20 protein-coding genes are annotated in these 19,224 nt (G+C 38.7%); 4 read left to right on the top strand and 16 right to left on the bottom strand.

Features of this window, described 5'->3' with window-relative positions; translation table 11 throughout:
• Positions 1-251 precede the first annotated feature (251 nt).
• Both FB379_RS12970 and FB379_RS12965 read right to left on the bottom strand, forming a co-directional pair.
• The gene (locus tag FB379_RS12970) at positions 252-1,511 is read right to left on the bottom strand and encodes a ribonuclease H-like domain-containing protein (protein ID WP_094246110.1); all 1,260 of its coding nucleotides are present in this window, start codon (positions 1,509-1,511) and stop codon (positions 252-254) included.
• Positions 1,502-3,784, bottom strand: coding sequence for a DEAD/DEAH box helicase (locus tag FB379_RS12965; protein ID WP_144598153.1), 2,283 nt, complete (start codon positions 3,782-3,784; stop codon positions 1,502-1,504). The genes FB379_RS12970 and FB379_RS12965 overlap by 10 nt, the downstream gene beginning before the upstream one ends.
• 147 nt (positions 3,785-3,931) lie before the next feature.
• On the opposite strand from FB379_RS12965, the gene FB379_RS12960 reads away from it, so the two are divergent.
• Positions 3,932-4,399 carry an Hsp20 family protein gene (locus tag FB379_RS12960; protein WP_144598152.1) on the top strand — a complete coding sequence of 156 codons (468 nt, stop codon included), beginning with the start codon at positions 3,932-3,934 and terminating at the stop codon, positions 4,397-4,399.
• Between the two features lie 735 nt (positions 4,400-5,134).
• On the opposite strand, the gene FB379_RS12955 is transcribed toward FB379_RS12960, so the two are convergent.
• Positions 5,135-5,449, bottom strand: a complete 315-nt coding sequence (locus FB379_RS12955) for a YppG family protein (protein ID WP_094246113.1) — start codon at positions 5,447-5,449, stop codon at positions 5,135-5,137.
• Between the two features lie 159 nt (positions 5,450-5,608).
• Here FB379_RS12955 and yppF point away from each other — a divergent pair, with 159 nt between their 5' ends.
• Positions 5,609-5,794: a YppF family protein gene (gene yppF, locus FB379_RS12950; protein ID WP_063388541.1), complete on the top strand. Its 186-nt coding sequence runs from the start codon at positions 5,609-5,611 to the stop codon at positions 5,792-5,794.
• 243 nt (positions 5,795-6,037) lie between these two features.
• Here yppF and FB379_RS12945 read toward each other — a convergent pair whose 3' ends face one another.
• From FB379_RS12945 to FB379_RS12935, 3 genes are all read right to left on the bottom strand, one after another.
• Entirely contained in the window at positions 6,038-6,403 is a 366-nt protein-coding gene (locus FB379_RS12945) for a YppE family protein (RefSeq protein WP_063388542.1), read from the bottom strand.
• A 50-nt stretch (positions 6,404-6,453) separates the two neighbouring features.
• The gene (locus FB379_RS12940) at positions 6,454-6,681 is read right to left on the bottom strand and encodes a hypothetical protein (protein WP_066251875.1); all 228 of its coding nucleotides are present in this window, start codon (positions 6,679-6,681) and stop codon (positions 6,454-6,456) included.
• A 312-nt stretch (positions 6,682-6,993) separates the two neighbouring features.
• Entirely contained in the window at positions 6,994-7,938 is a 945-nt protein-coding gene (locus FB379_RS12935; protein ID WP_144598151.1) for a DUF2515 family protein, read from the bottom strand.
• 106 nt (positions 7,939-8,044) lie between these two features.
• Between FB379_RS12935 and recU the strand changes: the two genes are divergently transcribed.
• Together recU and FB379_RS12925 are read left to right on the top strand one after the other, a co-directional pair.
• Entirely contained in the window at positions 8,045-8,641 is a 597-nt protein-coding gene (recU, locus tag FB379_RS12930; RefSeq protein WP_144598150.1) for a Holliday junction resolvase RecU, read from the top strand.
• Positions 8,642-8,681: 40 nt separating this feature from the next.
• Positions 8,682-11,306, top strand: coding sequence for a transglycosylase domain-containing protein (locus FB379_RS12925; protein ID WP_144598149.1), 2,625 nt, complete (start codon positions 8,682-8,684; stop codon positions 11,304-11,306).
• A gap of 109 nt (positions 11,307-11,415) precedes the next feature.
• On the opposite strand, the gene FB379_RS12920 is transcribed toward FB379_RS12925, so the two are convergent.
• The 10 genes from FB379_RS12920 to panB all read right to left on the bottom strand — a co-directional run bounded on the left by FB379_RS12920 (position 11,416) and on the right by panB (position 19,089).
• On the bottom strand, positions 11,416-11,931 hold the full coding sequence (locus FB379_RS12920) for a YpoC family protein (RefSeq protein ID WP_144598148.1): 516 nt from the start codon (positions 11,929-11,931) through the stop codon (positions 11,416-11,418).
• Positions 11,932-11,934: 3 nt separating this feature from the next.
• Positions 11,935-12,585: an endonuclease III gene (nth, locus tag FB379_RS12915; protein ID WP_063388548.1), complete on the bottom strand. Its 651-nt coding sequence runs from the start codon at positions 12,583-12,585 to the stop codon at positions 11,935-11,937.
• Positions 12,586-12,627: 42 nt separating this feature from the next.
• Complete coding sequence (locus FB379_RS12910; RefSeq protein WP_144598147.1) at positions 12,628-13,320, bottom strand: DnaD domain-containing protein; 693 nt, start codon at positions 13,318-13,320, stop codon at positions 12,628-12,630.
• 104 nt (positions 13,321-13,424) lie between these two features.
• Complete coding sequence (gene asnS / locus FB379_RS12905; protein WP_144598146.1) at positions 13,425-14,717, bottom strand: asparagine--tRNA ligase; 1,293 nt, start codon at positions 14,715-14,717, stop codon at positions 13,425-13,427.
• Between the two features lie 125 nt (positions 14,718-14,842).
• Positions 14,843-16,027 (bottom strand): pyridoxal phosphate-dependent aminotransferase, encoded by a 1,185-nt coding sequence (locus tag FB379_RS12900; protein WP_066251883.1) that lies wholly within the window; start codon positions 16,025-16,027, stop codon positions 14,843-14,845.
• 18 nt (positions 16,028-16,045) lie between these two features.
• Positions 16,046-16,549, bottom strand: a complete 504-nt coding sequence (locus tag FB379_RS12895) for a cell wall elongation regulator TseB-like domain-containing protein (RefSeq protein WP_063388550.1) — start codon at positions 16,547-16,549, stop codon at positions 16,046-16,048.
• A 12-nt stretch (positions 16,550-16,561) separates the two neighbouring features.
• Positions 16,562-16,732 carry a YpmA family protein gene (locus FB379_RS12890; protein ID WP_065095534.1) on the bottom strand — a complete coding sequence of 57 codons (171 nt, stop codon included), beginning with the start codon at positions 16,730-16,732 and terminating at the stop codon, positions 16,562-16,564.
• Between the two features lie 278 nt (positions 16,733-17,010).
• Positions 17,011-17,394, bottom strand: coding sequence for an aspartate 1-decarboxylase (gene panD / locus FB379_RS12885; RefSeq protein ID WP_063388552.1), 384 nt, complete (start codon positions 17,392-17,394; stop codon positions 17,011-17,013).
• Between the two features lie 16 nt (positions 17,395-17,410).
• Positions 17,411-18,259, bottom strand: a complete 849-nt coding sequence (panC, locus tag FB379_RS12880; RefSeq protein ID WP_066251888.1) for a pantoate--beta-alanine ligase — start codon at positions 18,257-18,259, stop codon at positions 17,411-17,413.
• Positions 18,256-19,089, bottom strand: a complete 834-nt coding sequence (gene panB / locus FB379_RS12875; RefSeq protein ID WP_066251892.1) for a 3-methyl-2-oxobutanoate hydroxymethyltransferase — start codon at positions 19,087-19,089, stop codon at positions 18,256-18,258. The genes panC and panB overlap by 4 nt, the downstream gene beginning before the upstream one ends.
• Between the last annotated feature and the right edge of the window lie 135 nt (positions 19,090-19,224).

Raw genomic sequence — 19,224 nt, 5'->3', positions numbered from 1 at the left:
CTAGAAAGGACGATTTTTTTGTGCATTTTTTTTAAAAAGTGAAAAAATGAGGGGCTCCAAAAAGTCAGTTACCCTGACTTTTTGGACAGCCCCTTGCTAGTCAATCTTTCTCTTTTTTTTTATATTTGACAGAAAAAGCATTTAATAGGCGATGCCGTTTTTACTCGAATATAATACCAAAATATGTTGCCGCCGGCATCTATTCCTTTTAACAAATCCTTATATTAGACGGTTGTGATCGAGTAATTGTTTCATCTTTCTTCCAAATCTTCCAACTTATTTTTTTTCTTTTCCAGCCTCCATTTTCTTTTCAGCAGCTCTTCTTTTTGTGTTGAATGTTTGGATACTCCCATTCTTTCCAACTGTTTCAAAATTTGAATCGCTTCGTTTGTGTCCATATATGCAGCATCAATATTTTTTTCATAATGCTCATAAAATTTGGCCAGTTCGACTAAAGCTTTTATTTTCAAAAAGCCTTGTCCATGTTTTTTAATTTCGCTCCATAGTTTCACTGCCTCATCCAAACGTCCGTTTCGTTTTGCCAGCATTGCCATTTCAAATTTCGCCTTGAGGTGAAGGCTGCTTGACTGCTCGTTTATTTTCGCATATGAAAAATAAGCAAGCTTTTCATTTCCTTGAGCTTGAAACCATCTTGCCATTTCAAACAGTTCTTTATCATCATGGTTGTCATCGGGAAATAAAAGCTTTTTTGACAAATGAATATAAAGTGAAATTAAGGAGAGAATATCCATCTCATTATGCTGAAAAATTCCGATCACACTATCAGGATTTGGATCTTTCAAAAAATGATGGTAAAGGATCGGCGCTAAATAGCCGGGAGTATCTTCCTTTCGGTTCACTTGCAAAATATCTTTTTCAACATTTGATAATTTTACCGACTCCAATCTATTTTTCCAGAGACGTCTAGCAGCATGATATAAATCAAAATGGCCGTACTCAGGCAATTGTGGCACCATATTGCGAATGAGAGTATGCCTCGTTTTCACTTGAGGCCAATCAAATGCTTTTCCATTGTATGTGACTAATGTTTTTATATTTACTTCACTTAAAAACCGTTGATATAAAGCAACCTCATGGCCAGGAGCAGGCAAAAAAAGCTGTTTGATCACCACTTTATCGAATAATATCCGCGCAAATCCAAGTAAAAAGATCATATTGCCTGCTCCGCCCTTTAAACCAGTCGTTTCCGTATCGAAAAAGAAAAGTTCATAAGGTTTATGCCCTTTTGCTGACAGCGGATGCTCCATTTCATTGTCATTCCAGTAATCTACAACATCAATTACTTCGCTCAATTCATACAATCCATGGCGATAATTGAGCGGATATTCTACTTCACGGATGAGAATATATTGGCCATCAAAGAAAAACGGCTTGACTCCAACGCTTTCCCAGCGTTTTAAATATGGAATCTCTATATCCTGTTCCTTTTTCAATACGTCTTCATGAACAATATGATTTTTTAATCTGTTTAATTTTTGTTTTATGGACATAGAATCTGTCCTTTCTTTATATATTGAAGCAGCCGAAGCGCCGCTTCCTTTCTTCCGCTCGATTCTCCATCAAGACCGATGCAGGAAGGGCAGCCATCATCACATTTACAGTTTGTTACCATTTCTTCCGTTCTTTCAAGCAAGCATTCAAACTCATCAAATACTTTCTTCGCCAGCCCGACCCCGCCTGGATATCGGTCATACAAATAGATGGTCGGTTTTCCGTTGTGAATGGATTTCACTTGAAATACAACGTCAAGATCGTTTGGATCGCACATTGCTGCAAGAGCACTCACATATTTTAAAGCATGGCTGATACCGACTAAAGCTTTTTCCATTTGTTCTTCCGATAAAACAGAAAAAATGTCATTTTGAAAGCTAATCCAAGCACCTGTTGTATGAAGCTCTTCCTCCGGCAGATGAATAGGACCAGAACCAATGTTCTCATGTGTGCCAAATTTGATTTTTTTAAATATCGTCGGTTGGGCAAGCACCATGACATCTCCAAATCCAATCTCCATGCTCTTGCTTTCCTTTTCCTGATCCACCTCAAGCACCTTCAATTGAACAGCTAGGTTCGCATCCGTAAAATAGTCAACATTGACTTCAGAAACATATGCTTTTTTTTCTTCCCAATCGAGCTTTTCAACCTGAAATTGCCTTCCTTCATGCAAATAGATCGCTTCTTCATGAAGCATCGTCATGGCGCTGAATCGGTCCATTTCCCCGATGACATTTGCGCCATTTGTAGTGTCAATAATTACGACATTTTCTTGAGAAGCAGAACGCAAGCTGATCCCATGTGCAGGAAACGAATCGCTCATCCAATACCATCTGCCTCCGTTTTCGTAAAGAACGCCTTCCTCTTTCAGAAAATCAAGTATATCGTCAACCTCCACCCCGTCTAACGTTTCACCTGACTGAAATGGAAGCTCAAACGCCGCACATTTTATATGATCTACGAGAATGATTAAGTTATCTGGATGAATGATCGCACTTTCCGGATTTTTTTCAAACAAATATTCTGGATGCTTTAAAATATATTGATCTAATGGACTCGATCCTCCGACGAGAATAATTGCTGCTTCCTCTTCCCTTCTGCCCGCCCGGCCTGATTGCTGCCACGCGCTGGCAATCGATCCGGGGTATCCTGTCATAATGCAAACCTGCAGCTGACCGATATCAACCCCTAGCTCCAAAGCATTGGTGCTGACGACACCTTTAATTTTTCCCTCTCTAAGGCCTTTTTCAATTTCCCTTCGCTGCTTCGGCAAATAACCTCCGCGATATCCGCGTATCGTTTTCGATCCCAATTCCTTTTTCGTCATCTCTTGCAGATACGTTAAAATAATTTCAACCCTTGTCCGGCTTCTAGCAAACACAATCGTTTGAATGTCGTTTTTTAAAAATTCTTCCGCAATCTCTTTTACATCAATCATGGCGCTTCTGCGGATATTGAGAGGCTTGTTAACAACAGGCGGATTGTAAAAGATGAAATGTTTTTTGCTTCTTGGGGCTCCGTTTCGATCAATAAGAACCGCTTTCTCTCCAATCAATGTTTCAGCAAATTCCAACGGATTTGCAATCGTTGCCGACGTACATATAAATTGAACGTCGCTTCCGTAAAATCGGCAAATTCTCTTCAGCCTTCTGATTACATTCGCAACATGGCTTCCAAATACTCCGCGATATGTATGCAATTCATCGATGACGACATATTTTAAGTTTTCAAAAAGCGACACCCATTTCGTATGATGCGGTAAAATGCCTGAATGTAGCATATCAGGATTTGTCATAACAATATGACCAGCTTTTCGAATCTTTTGACGGATCGTTGGAGAAGTATCTCCATCGTATGTATAGCAATTTATCTCCGTTTTTATTCCTTCAATCCATTCATTCAGTTCGCTTTTTTGATCCTGAGCTAGCGCCTTTGTCGGAAAAAGATATAATGCTCTCGTGTTATTGTTTTTTAATATTGCGTTTAAAACAGGCAAATTGTAGCACAACGTTTTTCCCGACGCTGTCGGGGTTACAGCGACAATGTTGTGATGATTTAACGCTAATTCAAACGCTTCTTTTTGATGACTGTATAATTGTTCAATTCCTTTTTTCTTCAACATTTCCTTCAATCGGTTATCCATATCTTCTGGAAAAGGAACTGTGATTGCTTCTTTTTCAGGTATTGTGTGCCAATATACAATCTGATCCCGAAAACGCTCGTCATGTCTAAAATCATGGATGACTTTTTCAAAAGGTTTCCGCCCAAGCATAACCCATTCCTCCTCAAATTCACTACATCTATTCTAACGAATAAACGTTCGTAAATAAAGCATGTTTTCATTGGAAGCTTTCGTATAAACTTTTCGAAACTCTTTTGCATATAAATGTGAAAAAAAGAAAGGGAGTGAGAGAGCAAGATGAAAAAAGACAAAAAGGAACATGATGAATTTTTGCCCGTGTTTTCCCAACTAGATCCGCTTCCAGGCAGGTTTTCACAATTTTTCGATCCTGCCTACATTCAATCGCTATTAAAACCGTTTCATGATTTGTTTGATACCGCAATGTCCCTTCCCTTTTTTCATTTTGACACTCATGAAACCGATCAAGAATGGGTGTTAGAGGGAAAGCTTCCAGGAGTGAAAAAAGAGCAAATACGCATCGAATCGTATGATCATGTATTAACGATTTCCATTCAGCAAGATCAACATATTGAACAAACAAATGATGAAAAACAGATGACGCAAATGTTCAAGTCTCATGGCAAATTTGCGAAATCCTTTTATTTGCCAGCCTACTTAGATGTACAACGTATTAAAGCATCGTTTCAAAATGAAAAGCTGAAAATTGTGATCCCTTCCAAAAAAACAAAAATAAATATTGACTAATATGCTTCTAATCAAAGAGGTTGTCCAAAAAGTCAGGGTAACTGACTTTTGGAGTCCCTCATTTTTCCACTTTTAAAAAAGCAAAAAAAATCGTCCTTTCTAAATAAAATGTAGTTGGGACCCAACATCACAGAAAGGACGATTTTTTATGAACCAATCAAATGATTACTACGGAAACAGCACTTTCACTAGATGTAAAAGAAGAAAATACTCCTGACAAAAGAAATTAACATTCCCTCCTACTTTCAAACTATATGACAACCGTCAAGTTCAAGTAATTTTCGATATTGAATTGCTCATACCAGAACATCACGTGGCACGTGTCATAGACAAAATGGTGAAGACGATGCAAGATGAGGTATTGTTTTCTCATTAGCTCACACTTCCTGAAATAGCCGGCATCCGCCAGCTACTTTCAGATAAAAATCGAAAAATATAAAAGCAAGTGGAGAGAAACGCGTTGTTTCTCTCTACTTGCTTCCTTTTAGGGACTTATCGGGCAGTCCCATTTTTCCTATTGCATCCTGTAATTGTCTGTTTTGTGATCGGTACTCATCATTCCCCGGGCAATCATGTCATCAGCTGTTGTTCCCGATTGGAAATATTCTTTTTCCAAAAATAGGTTTTTGGTATAAAAAGGATTTTTTCGTATATCCAACAAAGCATAAACAGCCTTGACTTGCGGCGAACGGCATCCCTAGCGCCTTACATTGTTTCAAAGCTCATTATTCAGCATCAAGCTTTAAAAATTTGCGTGACTCCTTTTAAAAGGGAGCTCATTTGATTCATCGTTTGAACAACTTGTCCTGCTGTATCGATCATTTTGTTAAAATCCATCTGTCCGTCCGCTTTTTTAAATGAAGAAAGCAATGAAGGATTTGACCCTTTTGGCATCATCATAGGCAGCGTGCTTGGATAAGGCTGAGGATACGGATTCATAAAAGGCTGATAATATGGAGATTGGAAATAAGGAACAACATGTTGATTCATCATGAAATATTGATCGTAAGAAACAGGTCTTAACCAATCATAAGCATGATCATGATACATTTTGATCCCTCCAATAAAAACTTAACTAATCATAAAATATGTTTTTGCCTTTTAAAGGGTGAGATGTCAAATAGTGTCGGAAGTTTTTATTTTTTTTAAAATTGATAATTACAAAAGAGATGGTAACATATTAATATAAGTGTTAGGGGGGGATGTTTTATGACGGTTCAAACATTGAGGGAAAGATTTAAAATGGAGAAGCAATACGAAGCAGAATGTGCAAATGAATTGCTGGACTTTGCTCGCAGATTGTATCTTTATGAAAACATCAGCATCAAAGACTTTCGAAATATTGTCAAAACGCTAGAACAGCAAGGAGCCGTTACACCTGAATACATCCTTTAAATCAAGCAGAGGCGGGGGAATTTTCTCCGGCCTCTTTTTGCCGCTTACGAATAGTCCCGTTTACGGCAGTTCAATAGCATAGATTGATAAAAAAGAACGGATATTTTTTAGATAGAATCTTTTAACCCCAAGATTTCTTCAAACGAAGTAAGGTTTTGCGTAAATCGAAAGCCCAATAGATTGTGTCTATATATTCACACATAATAAAGCGGAGAAACTGCTCGCTTCTCCGCTTCCCCATTTTTATTCATTTTTTTCCATTTCACGGATCATGCTTCTTAATGTGTATTCAGCAGATTCTTTTATATTTTTAAATCTCACCTTGCTTGTATCTTGAAAAAAAGATTGGATCACAATGTTTTCAATATGCTCTTTCGCCGTATCAATTTGTTGCGAATGCAGGTATCTAGGATGGTACTTATTGATCCATTTTTTCGCAACAATTTCCCATTCATCCAATATTGGCAAAATCTTGTCAACACTCGGTTTAATTTCGGCAAAAAAATCGTATTCCAGTCCTTCCTTCTTGGTTCTCTCGAAGCGTTGAGCACTTTTTTGGATCACTTGAAGCAATTGCTCCGTGATTTTCCGGACTTGTTCTTCATCCAAGGTTCTCACCTCAGATTCATCATAGCAAATTTTTTTTGTTTTACCAAATTTTATACTACCTTTTTTCTCAAGCTCCGCACGAATTTCCTTTCTGCACACATTTTCTCAAATTTATTCATCTTTTCTTCTCCATTTTCTATAAAGTTTGAAACGGCTTGTTTTGTCCGATGAATTTCTTTATCTATATTTTGCGTCAATTGCTGCTCTAAAAGATCAATTTGTTTTTCAATTTCCTGCAATTTTTTTAATGCCTCTTGCTTTTCTATAAACGAACTCATCAGCATCCCTCTTTTCTTATTTTTGCTAAAAAATTCTTCTTCCTAAATATGAGTCCTGCCTGTTTGACAAAACTAGTTGTGATTCGGCAAAAAAAGTGTAAATTCCCTGCAGCATTCAAAAATCCGCTTCATTGTGCGCATGTATTTTTTCAGGTTAGAAAAAATAAACATGGGAGGTGTTATGATGAAAAACGATAAAAAAACCATTCAAAATGATAGTCAAAAAGAAAAAAAGCGAGGAGTTGGAGACAAAAAGCTTGAAGGTCCAAACAGACCCTCTACTTAAAAATGGTCAGGCTCATTGCCTGACCATTATTGTAAGTATTGCTTCATCATGCATAATAAATGTAGCTGGGACTGTTTTTTCTCATACCAGTTAGTTAATTCAATTCGTTTCGGAATCTCTGGATCTTTATAATACTTTCCGAGCCGCTGTCCATGAAACCATTCTCTTTCTTTTTCGTCTATTTCGTGTGAGATTATCGGAAAAGCCGTCCTTAAATATGGGGATTTTCTTTTTGTTGTTTTTTTCATATATTTTTCATAATCATACCGTGATCCTGTATGTATTACACGATTTGAAAATTTTAGAAACTGTCCATGGTAAAGAGGATGAAATAAAAGCCATGCCAGCCTTTTTCCCAATTCAATCCGTTTTTTGACATGGCTGAATTGATGGGTGGAAAATCCGTACAATTTTCCTGTTAACGTCGGAAACAGTATAACGCGAAAATGAAATAGATCTTGAAAAATAAACGGCAAGCTGTGAAAGACAAATTTTTTAAATAATGGATGATCAATAACCGGTTTTTGAATAACATGCTGCTCATTAATAATAAGGGAGGTTAAAAGCCTTTTCTCATCTTTTGTGCGGAAAAAGCGTTCCCACTCCTCCATCATAAAGGCGGATACATGAAAAGCTTCGAGCAAATAAAACATCGGTTTGTTGTGACGCTTGGAATATTCATATAGTAAAAGCTGTGGATAAGCATCAGCAAAAATGAGCCAGTTTGCGGTTTCAACTGATAAAAAGAGCCATTGCCGTTTTTCATAAGGCAAAGCCTGTTTGAGGGGAATACCTTCTAAATCTGTCATAAACCAGCCGGCGTTTCTGGAGACCATGCTTGCCAGCAACGCCCATTTTACTTCCGGATGTTTTTTATAAAACTTTGCATATCGTTCCGTCCGTGAAATATTATCAACATTTCCGTCATCTGTTTTTAATTTTATTTGTAATATTATATCATGTAGTGACATAGTATTCCCTCTTTCAACTTAAATCATGTATAATGAAGTCATTTCATCGAAAAAAGGTTAACATTTTTTGTTAAGATATAAATAGTAGGAAAAAGGAGGAGATCGCTTGGCTATTCGTTATCCTAACGGAAAGTTGTGGAAAGCTAAACAAAATGTAGCGAATCCAGTCCCAGTTGAAATACAATATTCAAATAGAGGGATGACCCTCGAGGACGACTTAAATGAGACAAATCTTTATTACAGGGAAAATGGAATAGCTGTCATCCATAAAAAACCGACTCCGATCCAAATCGTTTCGGTTGATTATCCGAAACGGAGCGCAGCAGTCATTAAAGAAGCTTATTTTAAACAGGCTTCAACAACCGACTACAACGGAGTTTATAAAGGCAAATATATTGACTTTGAAGCAAAAGAGACAAAAAACAGCTCTTTTCCACTAAAAAATATTCATGATCATCAAATCGAGCATATGAAAGCTGTGCTCGAACAAAACGGAATATGTTTTCTAATTATACGATTCACTAAACTAAATCAAATATACTTCTTAGAGGCTGAAAAATTGATGCATTTTTGGAAAAGACAGAAAAACGGGGGAAGAAAATCGATTTCGCATCAAGAAATTGTAGAATGTGGTCACCATATCCCCCTTGGCTATTGCCCAAGAGTTGATTATATTAGTATAATAGACAAGTTATATTTTTAGCTACTGCCCTTTTCATTCTAAATGAAAGGTTGGATTTATAATGAGTCAACAATATAAATCGAGGGAAGAAAGACGAAAAGCTTTAGCAAGTAAGAAAAAAAAGCCGAAGAAAAAAGGAATCGCAAGAAAAATTGTGTTTTTCATTCTTTTGTTAGGGCTCGTAGGCATCATTGGAGGAACATCGACATTTGCTTATTTTGCAGCAACAGCACCTCCTCTAAATGATGATCTTTTAAAAGGAAATATGTCATCAAAAGTATATGACAAGGACGGAAATGAAATAGGTGAAGTCGGTTCGGAAAAACGGACATATGTGAAAATCGATGAAATTCCGCAAGTTGTAAAAGATGCGTTTATTGCTACGGAAGATGTTCGATTTTATAAACATAACGGAATCGATCCAATTCGTATTGGAGGCGCTGTAATTGCCAACTTTAAAGAAGGATTCGGTTCTGAAGGTGCAAGTACAATTACGCAGCAGCTTGTCAAGCTTTCCTTTTTATCTCTTGACAAAACAGTAAAAAGAAAAGCTCAAGAAGCATGGCTTGCCTTGCAAGTGGAGCAAAAATATTCAAAAGATGAAATACTTGAAATGTATTTAAACAGAATTTATTATCCCGGCAACTATTACGGCGTCGCAAGAGCTACGGAAGCTTTCTTCGGGAAGGATCTTAAAGACATCACGCTGTCTGAAGCGGCAATGCTGGCTGGGATGATTAAAAATCCTGATCTATACAACCCTAGAAAAAATCCCGATCTGGCGGAAAAGCGCCGCAATGTTGTCTTAAATTTAATGGTTAAAAACGGATTTATCAGTGAAGAGGAAGCGGCAAAAGCTAAACAAACATCCATCACAGAATCATTAGTAGAACCAAAACAGCAGCAAAACAAATATCATGCCTTTATTGAACATGCGATTGAAGAAGTAAGAAAAAAGCTTGGCGTTGATCCGAGCTCAGCAGGATTAAAAATCTATACAACAATCGATACAGATGCTCAAGAATATGTTGAACAATTATTGAACGGCGATGAAATCAGTTATCCGAGCAAATATTTTCAGGCTGGAATTGCTCTAATCGACACGACAACAGGTGAAATACGCGCTATCGGCGGCGGGAGAAACCAACCGATTGGCGGATTTAACTATGCTGTTGATTTAAAACGGCAGCCTGGTTCAACCATTAAGCCTATTTTAGATTACGGCCCTGCCATTGAGCATTTAAAATGGTCAACGTATCACCAAATCGTTGATGAGCCGTACACGTATTCAAACGGAAAACCAATAAACAACTATGACCGCAGCTATAAAGGGCAGATGTCAATCAGAGAAGCATTGGCTGATTCAAGAAACATCCCAGCATTAAAGGCGTTTCAAGAGGTTGGTGAATCGAGGGCAAAAGCATTTGCCGAGAAATTGGGAATTAAAATCGATAAAATTACAGAAGCATACGCAATCGGCGGATTTGAACACGGCATATCCCCTCTTCAATTGGCGGGGGCTTACAGCGCCTTTGGCAACAACGGTATATACAATGAACCATATTCCGTAACAAAGGTTGTTTTTGTTGATGGAACAAAAGCTGATTTAACACCAGATCCGGTTGAAGCAATGAGCGATTACACAGCATTTATGATCACCGATATGTTAAAAACCGTTGTAGAACGAGGAACCGGTACAAGAGCTCGGGTGCCTGGCTTGAATATTGCCGGCAAAACGGGTTCAACGAACTTTACAGAGCAAGAAAAAGCAAAATATCATCCGGAGCGCGGTGCAGCAAAAGACAATTGGTTTGTCGGCTATACACCAAAATACACGGCTGCTGTTTGGACTGGATATGAGAAAAATGAAGAGAAAATGTATATAACAAAAAGGGAACAGCAAATTGCTAGAGACATCTTTAGAAAGCTAATGCGGCATGTATCTGACGGGGATTCATCCGATTTCAAACAGCCGAAAAGCGTGGTGAAAAAGGCAATCGAAAAAGGATCTAATCCGGCGAAGCTTGCAAGCAAATATACGCCAAAAAATATGATTACGTACGAATATTTTGTAAGAGGCGAAGAGCCGACAAAAGTTTCAACGAAATATGAAAAGCTGGACAAACCGTCAGGCCTATCCATCAATTATGATCAAAAAACGAATGCAGTGAAGCTTAGCTGGAATCACAGTGAATCGGACGTTTCATTTGAAGTGAGCGCCTCGATCGATAACGCTGCTTCCAAAGTATTAACGACTACAAAAGACAAATCGTATGTCTTGTCAAATGTGAAACCTGGTTCTGTATATAAATTCAGCGTTACAGCTGTAAGGGACAGCATGCGAAGCGATCCTGCAAGCGCAATGATCGAAATACCTTCTGTGGAGGAAGAGGAGCAAGAAGAATTACCAGATGAATTAATCCCGCCTGAACAGGAACAAAATGAAGGACAAGATGAAGAGGATCAATTAGAGAACGAAAATGACAATGAACAAAATAACGGGCAAAATGAAGAGGAAAATCAAAACGAGAATCCTGAACAGCCGCAGACGCCAAATGACAGTACACAAAACGGCAATCAAGGCGGCAGACCAACTCCTCCTCAAGATCCAGGCAGTAACATCGATCGTTCACAAACGGATGGAAATGGAAATTCACAAACCGAAACGCCTGCTGTTCAGCAATGAAAATAAGGGACTGTCCGATAAGTCCCTAAATGGAGCCAGTGGAGAAAAACAGCTCGTTTTTCTCCACTGGCTTTTGTTATAAAAAAATGAGAGGGCTCGAAAAAGTCAGTTACCCTGAATTTTTCGAAGCCCCCTTTTGTTTTGCTTTTTTGATCGCCTGATGTTTATAAAACAATTTTTCCGTTTCTGTAAATAGTTCATTTAATTGAATATATGCATGATATTGAGTAGGCTTTTTTAAAATAAACGTTAGACGATCTTCAATATTGACGGGAGCTATATCCAGCTTCTTTATTTCGTCTAAGTGCAGTGAATGAACCGGCTTTTCATTGAGCCAATAAAGAAGTTGGATATAGAGGCAGATTCCTGTCATCATGTTTTGTCGATCCGTTTTAAATGGTTTTGTTATCGTGCGTTGAATCTCGGTTTGAATTTCCTTCCACTGCTTAAAAAGCTTGGGCAAAAATTGCTCGCTCGCCTCCCACGGTCTGGTATCAACCATTCCAGCCAAATATTGAAGATCATAATAAAAAAAATCAGTTGGATGCAAATATACAGATTCCTCGTCAAAAAATGCAGTATTTTGAAATTGCTCAGGGAGATGAAACATCTTCCTATCGTGCATTTTTTATGCCTTTCCTTTCATTCTTTTTTCCCCTTCTCTGCACAAATAAAGAAGAGGGCATTCATGACACTTTGGTGATTGGGCTTTGCAATGATACCTTCCAAAAAAAATAAGCCGATGGTGGGTGATTCCCCATTCATCCTCAGGAACTTTTTCCATCAATGTTTTTTCCACTTCCAATACAGAATCCTTCCAACGGCAAATCCCGAGCCGCTTCGACACACGTTCAACGTGTGTATCGACGGCGATGGCAGGTTTTCCAAACGCGACAGATAAAACAACGTTTGCCGTTTTCCTTCCTACTCCAGGAAGGCTCATTAATTCCTCTCTAGTTTCCGGCACTTTTCGGTCAAATTCTTCAATTAACATTTTGCATAACTTTTGAATATTTTTCGCTTTGTTACGGTAAAGACCGATGGAGCGAATATCTTGTTCTAATTCCTCCAACGGGACAGACAAATAATCATCAGGTGTTTTATATTTTTGAAACAAATTTTTTGTTACTTTATTGACTAACGCATCCGTGCATTGAGCAGACAAAACGACAGCAATGACCAGTTCAAAAGGATTGCTGTGCACAAGCTCGCAATGAGCATCAGGAAACATTTTCCCGATAACCTCTAAGCATTCTTTTACTTTCTTTTTTGACAGCATGTACCATCACCTTTCAATCAGCTTGAACGAGGAAAAGAAATTTTAGTTTTCCAGCCAGTTGTAGAAAGGCACCTTCCTTTTATATTCTTGCTCCTCTAGAGTAGACTGCTTTTGTTTTTGATTGAATTCACGAAATTTTTGTGAATGCTTTTTAGCTTGTTCAATTGTTTTGATTCCATTCTTCTTCCATTCAAATAAAATCCGATCAATATATCGAAAATTTAATTTTCCGGAGATCACCGCTTCCCTTAATGCAGAAATGATAATATCGGGATCATGATGATCTTGGTCGATCCAAAAAGCTAACGTTTCGCACTCAATCGGGGAAAGAGGTCGTCCAAATTCTTGTTCAAAGATGGTGTATAATTGATTTTCCTTTTCTACTTTTTCTTGATCTTGGTCCATGACGACTACATCATACAACTTTTCCCATAGCTGTTTTAAAGAATATTTCTCATAAATCATCCCGTTTTGCTCAAATTCCTCTATCGTTAAAAAACCTCTCTGAACTAAACTCCGAAGCAATTTGACACATTCCGCCGTTGTGATTGTCATATGGTCGGAAAGTTCTGTAGGAGTTGGAAAAGCATTTCCTTTTTGAATGTGGGAATGTACGTGCAAAAGGAGAACAAATTCTTTTTCTGACAAACCTAAAGCGGCATAATTCCGCAGCAGTATATTGGGAACGGTCAGTGATCCATCTTCCACTAATTCGGTGAACTGTTTTTTCTTCATATTTCGACACCTCAAAATAAGTATACCATGATTGCGGCCATTCATGGCTTCAGAATGCATGGCTGAAAAACGAAACCTCCTGAAGATAGGAGGCTTCATGCAGTTTACGGATATAAACGATTTAATAAACGCGGAAATGGAATCGTTTCACGAACATGTTCGACACCGCATATCCAAGCAACAGTTCGTTCAAGTCCAAGGCCGAAGCCGGAATGAGGTACGGATCCGTATTGCCGCAGCTCAAGATACCATTTATAAGCTGCTTCGTCCAGATGATGCTCTTCAAGTCGTTTTTTTAATAAATGATAATCATGGATGCGTTCAGATCCGCCGATGATTTCTCCGTACCCTTCAGGAGCGATTAAATCCGCGCACAGAACAACCTCTGGTCGATTTGGATCAGGCTGCATATAAAAAGGTTTTAAGCTTGTCGGATAATGTGTAATGAAAACTGGTTTATCAAAGCTTTCCGCGATCGCTGTTTCATGCGGCGAACCAAAATCGTCCCCCCATGCGATGTCGTTGAATCCTTTCTTATGCAGCAGCGCGATAGCGTCGTCGTATGTTATTTTCGAAAACGGAGGAACAACCTGCTCCAGCTTGGAAATGTCACGTTCTAATGTTTTCAATTCAAGTGAACAATTTTTTAATACCGATTGCACAATATGGGAAACGTACTGCTCCTGCAGCTGCAAATTGTCTTCAAATTGATAAAACGCCATTTCCGGTTCAATCATCCAAAATTCAATTAAATGACGGCGCGTTTTCGATTTTTCAGCCCGGAATGTCGGCCCGAATGAAAATACTTTGCCTAAGGCCATAGCAGCTGCTTCCATATACAGCTGACCACTCTGCGAAAGGTAAGCATCTTCATCAAAATATTTCGTATGAAACAATTCCGTCGTCCCTTCAGGCGCACTTCCGGTCAAAATAGGGGGATCCACTTTGACAAACCCTTGATCATTAAAAAATTCATAAGTGGCACGGATGAGTTCGTTGCGCACTTTCATAATGGCGTGCTGGCGCTTTGATCGAAGCCAAAGGTGGCGATTGTCCATTAAAAATTCAGTACCGTGTTCTTTCGGCGTAATCGGATAATCGCTTGCTTCATGAATGATTTCTATATTTTCAACGCCAAGCTCATATCCAAAAGGTGAACGTTCATCCACTCTCACAACTCCTGTGACATACAAAGAGCTTTCTTGTGTGAGTTGTTTTGCTTTTTTAAATATTTCTTCATCCACCTTCGATTTTTCAACAACCCCTTGAATAAAGCCTGTTCCATCCCGAAGCTGCAAAAAAGCAATTTTTCCGCTTGATCGCTTATTCGCCAACCAGCAGCCGATTGTTACTTGTTCTCCGACATGGTTTTTAACATTTGAAATCGTTGTTTTCACAGCTTTACCCTCCATATGAAACCGCCTTTTTATTCGATGCTTTCTATTATACATATGTTATTCCTTTTTTTTCAATAAAGGAAACCAGCGAAAAAGCCGGCTGAACCACCGGCTATTGACAATCTTTACTGTTTATGATTGTTGACAAAGCGATCAATACGTTCAATCGCTTTATTTAAAAGTTCTAGTGATGTCGCATACGATAATCTTACATTATCTGGAGCACCGAAGCCGCTTCCTGGTACTAGCGCTACCTTTTCCTCTTCCAAGAGCGCCTCGACAAATTCGTCAACATTACGAAAACCTGTTATCTCTGCTGCTTCTTTTGCATTTGGAAATAAATAAAATGCTCCTTGTGGTTTAATGCACGAGAAACCAGGTATTTGCACAAGTTTTTCGTAAATGATATTTAAACGGTCTTCAAAAGCTCTTCTCATTATTTCGACCGGTTCTTGAGGTCCCTCATACGCCGCGATCGCAGCATATTGAGCAATTGAAGTCGGATTTGAAGTGCTGTGGCTCGCTAGGTTCGTCATAGCTTGAATAATGCGCTCATTGCCCGCCGCATAACCAATTCTCCATCCTGTCATTGAATGGGATTTCGATACACCATTAATAATAATTGTTTTTTCTTTTACTTCAGGAGAAATTTCAGCGATGGACACATGTTCATTTTCTCCGTATACTAATTTTTCATAAATTTCATCGGAAACGATAATAAGATCATGGCTAAGGCAAACCTCCGCCAATTCTTTCAACTCATCCCGCGTATAGATCATGCCGGTCGGGTTGCTCGGAGAATTGATAATCACCGCTTTTGTTTTGTTTGTGATCGCTTGCTGCAGCTGATCAGGCGTAATTTTAAATTGATTTTCTTCCCTTCCCTCTACAAATACTGGAGCTCCGCCTGCAAGCTTCACTTGTTCCGGATAGCTTACCCAGTATGGAGAAGGAATGATCACTTCATCACCATCGTCAAGAATAGCTTGGAACAATGTATATAAAGCGTGTTTAGCGCCTGTTGAAACAATAATTTCAGACGGTTTATATTCTAAATGCTGGTCTTTTTTAAATTTTTCTATAATTGCCTCTTTCAATGATATAAGTCCTCCAGAAGGCGTATACTTCGTATGTCCTTCTTTCATCGCTTTTTCTGCAGCGTCTAAAATATGATCAGGAGTGTTAAAATCCGGCTCACCTGCCCCAAGGCCAATCACATCATGCCCGGCTGCTTTCAATTCTTTTGCTTTTGCAGTGATCGCCAGTGTAGATGAAGGTGTTAAAGTTGATACGCGTTTAGATAAATTCACTTTTACAATGCTCCCTTCTTATTGCTTAATGCTGTACATTTTATAAACTCTGTCATCCGTAAAGCTAACAATAAAATATGTATAACGGTTTTGTTGGTCAATATATTGGACCTCCCAAACCGGTATATCCCATTTTTTCGAATCTGTATCATCATACCCAAGCATGATTTTCTTTATTTTCTTCGGCTTGCTGTTGTCAATGTTTTGAATCAATTGAAGTACGTCGTCTTTGCTCAAGCCTTCCTTCGCTTTTTTAATTAAAATTTTATCCGTGTTCCCCTTTTTCATCCAGCCGATAATTTTTTCGCCTTTTTTATTTTTCCCTTGAATGATATAGTAAACATTTCGATTATAAAATGTGTTGACTTCATCGATCGATGCAAAGCCATGCTCCTTCGCAGCTTGTATAGCTGTTTCGTGTCCTTTTGTTTTATCTTCTTTTGCACTATTATAAAGAAAAGCAAACGTCACCACTAAAAAGATAAGAGCGCATATAAAAGAAATAAAAATTTTTCCTTTCATTATGATCACCGATTATGTTCTATAAATAGTAAAAACCGCTTTATTTGGATCTTTGCTGTCAAGGGCTAATCCGAATAATAAATGTTCTCTTTTTAATGTCCGATTTAGCAAATCAACTATTTTATACAAATCGTCGGAATGCTCAACCGTAACGGAAGATATAATTTCGATTTTGCTTTCCATGTCAGCTTCCTCCTTTACAAAAACAAAATTTGTAATTCATACTTACAAAGCATCCAGGAAACAATACAGATACAACAGCAATATGTTGTTATCTGTACCCATTATAACAGCTTTACGGCTCACACTAAATAAAATTTCTCCTAGTCCACACCTAATTTTTTGAGGAGCCATCGCTGCTCCTCTTTTTTCTATATGTATAGAAAAGTTATGGCCAATTACGTCCGCAATAGAAAATAGGTCAAGCCCTATCGAAAGCTTAAGAGCCTGACCCTTGTTTATCACATAATCGTGTTCGCCGGTTCCTCTTTAATTAACTCGATGATTTCATTGTTTTCATTCATGATGGCTATCGTTGGACGGTGGTTTTTTAATTGATCTTCATGCACAAGCTTATAGGAAATGATAATGACCACATCACCGACCTGAACAAGCCGGGCAGCCGCACCGTTTAAACAAATGACACCGCTTCCTCTTTTTCCAGGAATCACATACGTTTCAAAGCGTTCGCCATTATTATTATTCACGATTTGCACTTTTTCATTCGGGACAATCCCAACGGCATCTAAAATATCCTGGTCGATCGTAACGGAACCTACATAGTTCAAATTTGCTTCCGTCACCCTTGCACGATGAATTTTTCCGTTCATCATCATACGGAACATGTATGAACCCCCCCCTTTAGGTCAAATCGATAATAATATTATCGATCAGCCTAGCATGCTTAAATTTTACAGCAATCGCAACGATAATTTTTCCCGTAAGTGCGTTTGGTTTTTTCAAGTCAGGATAAGTCAAAATATCTATATAATCAATTTCTCCGCTCGTCTTTTCCGTTATATACGCTCTCATTTTTTCGATGATGGCTTCTTGATCATGCACTTTGTTCTCAACCATTTCTTTTGCCATTAATAACGATTGATATAAATGAACGGCTTCTTTTCGTTCCTGTTCGTCTAATCGTACGTTTCGAGAGCTTTTGGCCAATCCGTCCTCTTCACGAACCGTTTCCACCGGAACAATTTCAATTGGGAAATTAAGATCTTTTATAAGTGCTGCAACAACGGCAACTTGCTGGGCATCCTTCAATCCGAAATAGGCTCTGTCTGGAGTTATGATGTGAAACAGCTTTGTTAAAACCGTTGCCACTCCGTCAAAATGTCCCGGTCTTGATTTTCCGCACAAAACGTCAACGCGCTTCGTCACTTTTACTGTGACAGCAGGTTCTTCCGGATACATTTCTTCTTTTGTCGGCGCGAAAAAAAGGTCAACCCCTTTTTGTCTTGCCAGCTCTTCGTCGCGTTTGATATCGCGAGGGTATGTTTGATAGTCTTCATTCGGTCCAAATTGAAGCGGATTCACAAAAACGCTCATCACCGTTACGTCGTTTTCCTGTTTGGCCCGTTCAACCAATGATAAATGACCTTCATGCAAATATCCCATCGTTGGCACGAACCCTATCGTTTTTCCTTCTTTTTTCTTGAGATCGATTTCTTTTTTTATTTCCTCTATTGTAGTGACGATTTTCATTTTCCTTTTCCTCCATATAAGCTTGCAAGTTCCTCTTCATTCATGCGGAACGAATGATCCAACGATGGAAAGTCCCGATTTTTCACTTCATCTTTATAAGCTTCAATCGCTTTTACAATGCTTTCATTTACATTTGCATATTGTTTAACAAACTTCGGCACTCTTTCCACTCCAAATCCAATCAAATCATGAAACACTAACACTTGTCCATCTGTATATTTTCCTGCGCCGATGCCGATGGTTGGAATGGACAGCTCGTTTGTTATTTTTTCCGCCAGCTGAAACGGGATGCATTCCAATACAATGGCAATCGCGCCAGCCTGTTCGCATTTTTTCGCATCTAGCAGCAGCTTTTCTGCACTTTTCGCTTCTTTTCCTTGTACTTTATATCCGCCTAATACACCTACTGACTGAGGAGTCAGTCCGAGGTGGGCAACAACAGGAATGCCGGCATTTGTTAACAGAGATATGACGTCAAAAACAGGCCCTTCCACCTTTAAGGCATCTGCCCCGCTTTGCTGCACCATTTTCTTTGCATTTTGCAGCGTGTCTTCTGTCGAAATATGATACGACATAAAGGGCATATCCGTCACAACAAATGTATTTTTTGCTCCACGTTTTACAGCCTTCGTGTGGTGAATCATATCTTCCACCGTTACAGGTACGGTTGAATCATACCCTAAAACGACCATTCCAAGCGAATCGCCGACAAGGATCATATCAACATTTGCCTGTTCAGCAAGCTTAGCGGACGGATAATCGTACGCCGTCATCATCACGATTGGCTCTTGCTTTTGTTTCATTTGAATAAAATCCAGCTTTGTTTTCATAAAAACTCCCCCTCTTTTGTAGTTGCAGAGGGTAAGAACGAACCGATCAAAAAAACCTTCTTTCACTGAGAAAGAAGGATTTTTACCATTTCCTTATTATCGGCTTCTTCATCCCTCTGTCCCAGTCCTTTTGGA

The sequence above is a fragment of the Aeribacillus composti genome (assembly GCF_007827555.1).
GTDB lineage: Bacteria > Bacillota > Bacilli > Bacillales > Aeribacillaceae > Aeribacillus > Aeribacillus composti.
This window is presented reverse-complemented; position numbering and strand designations above follow the sequence as displayed.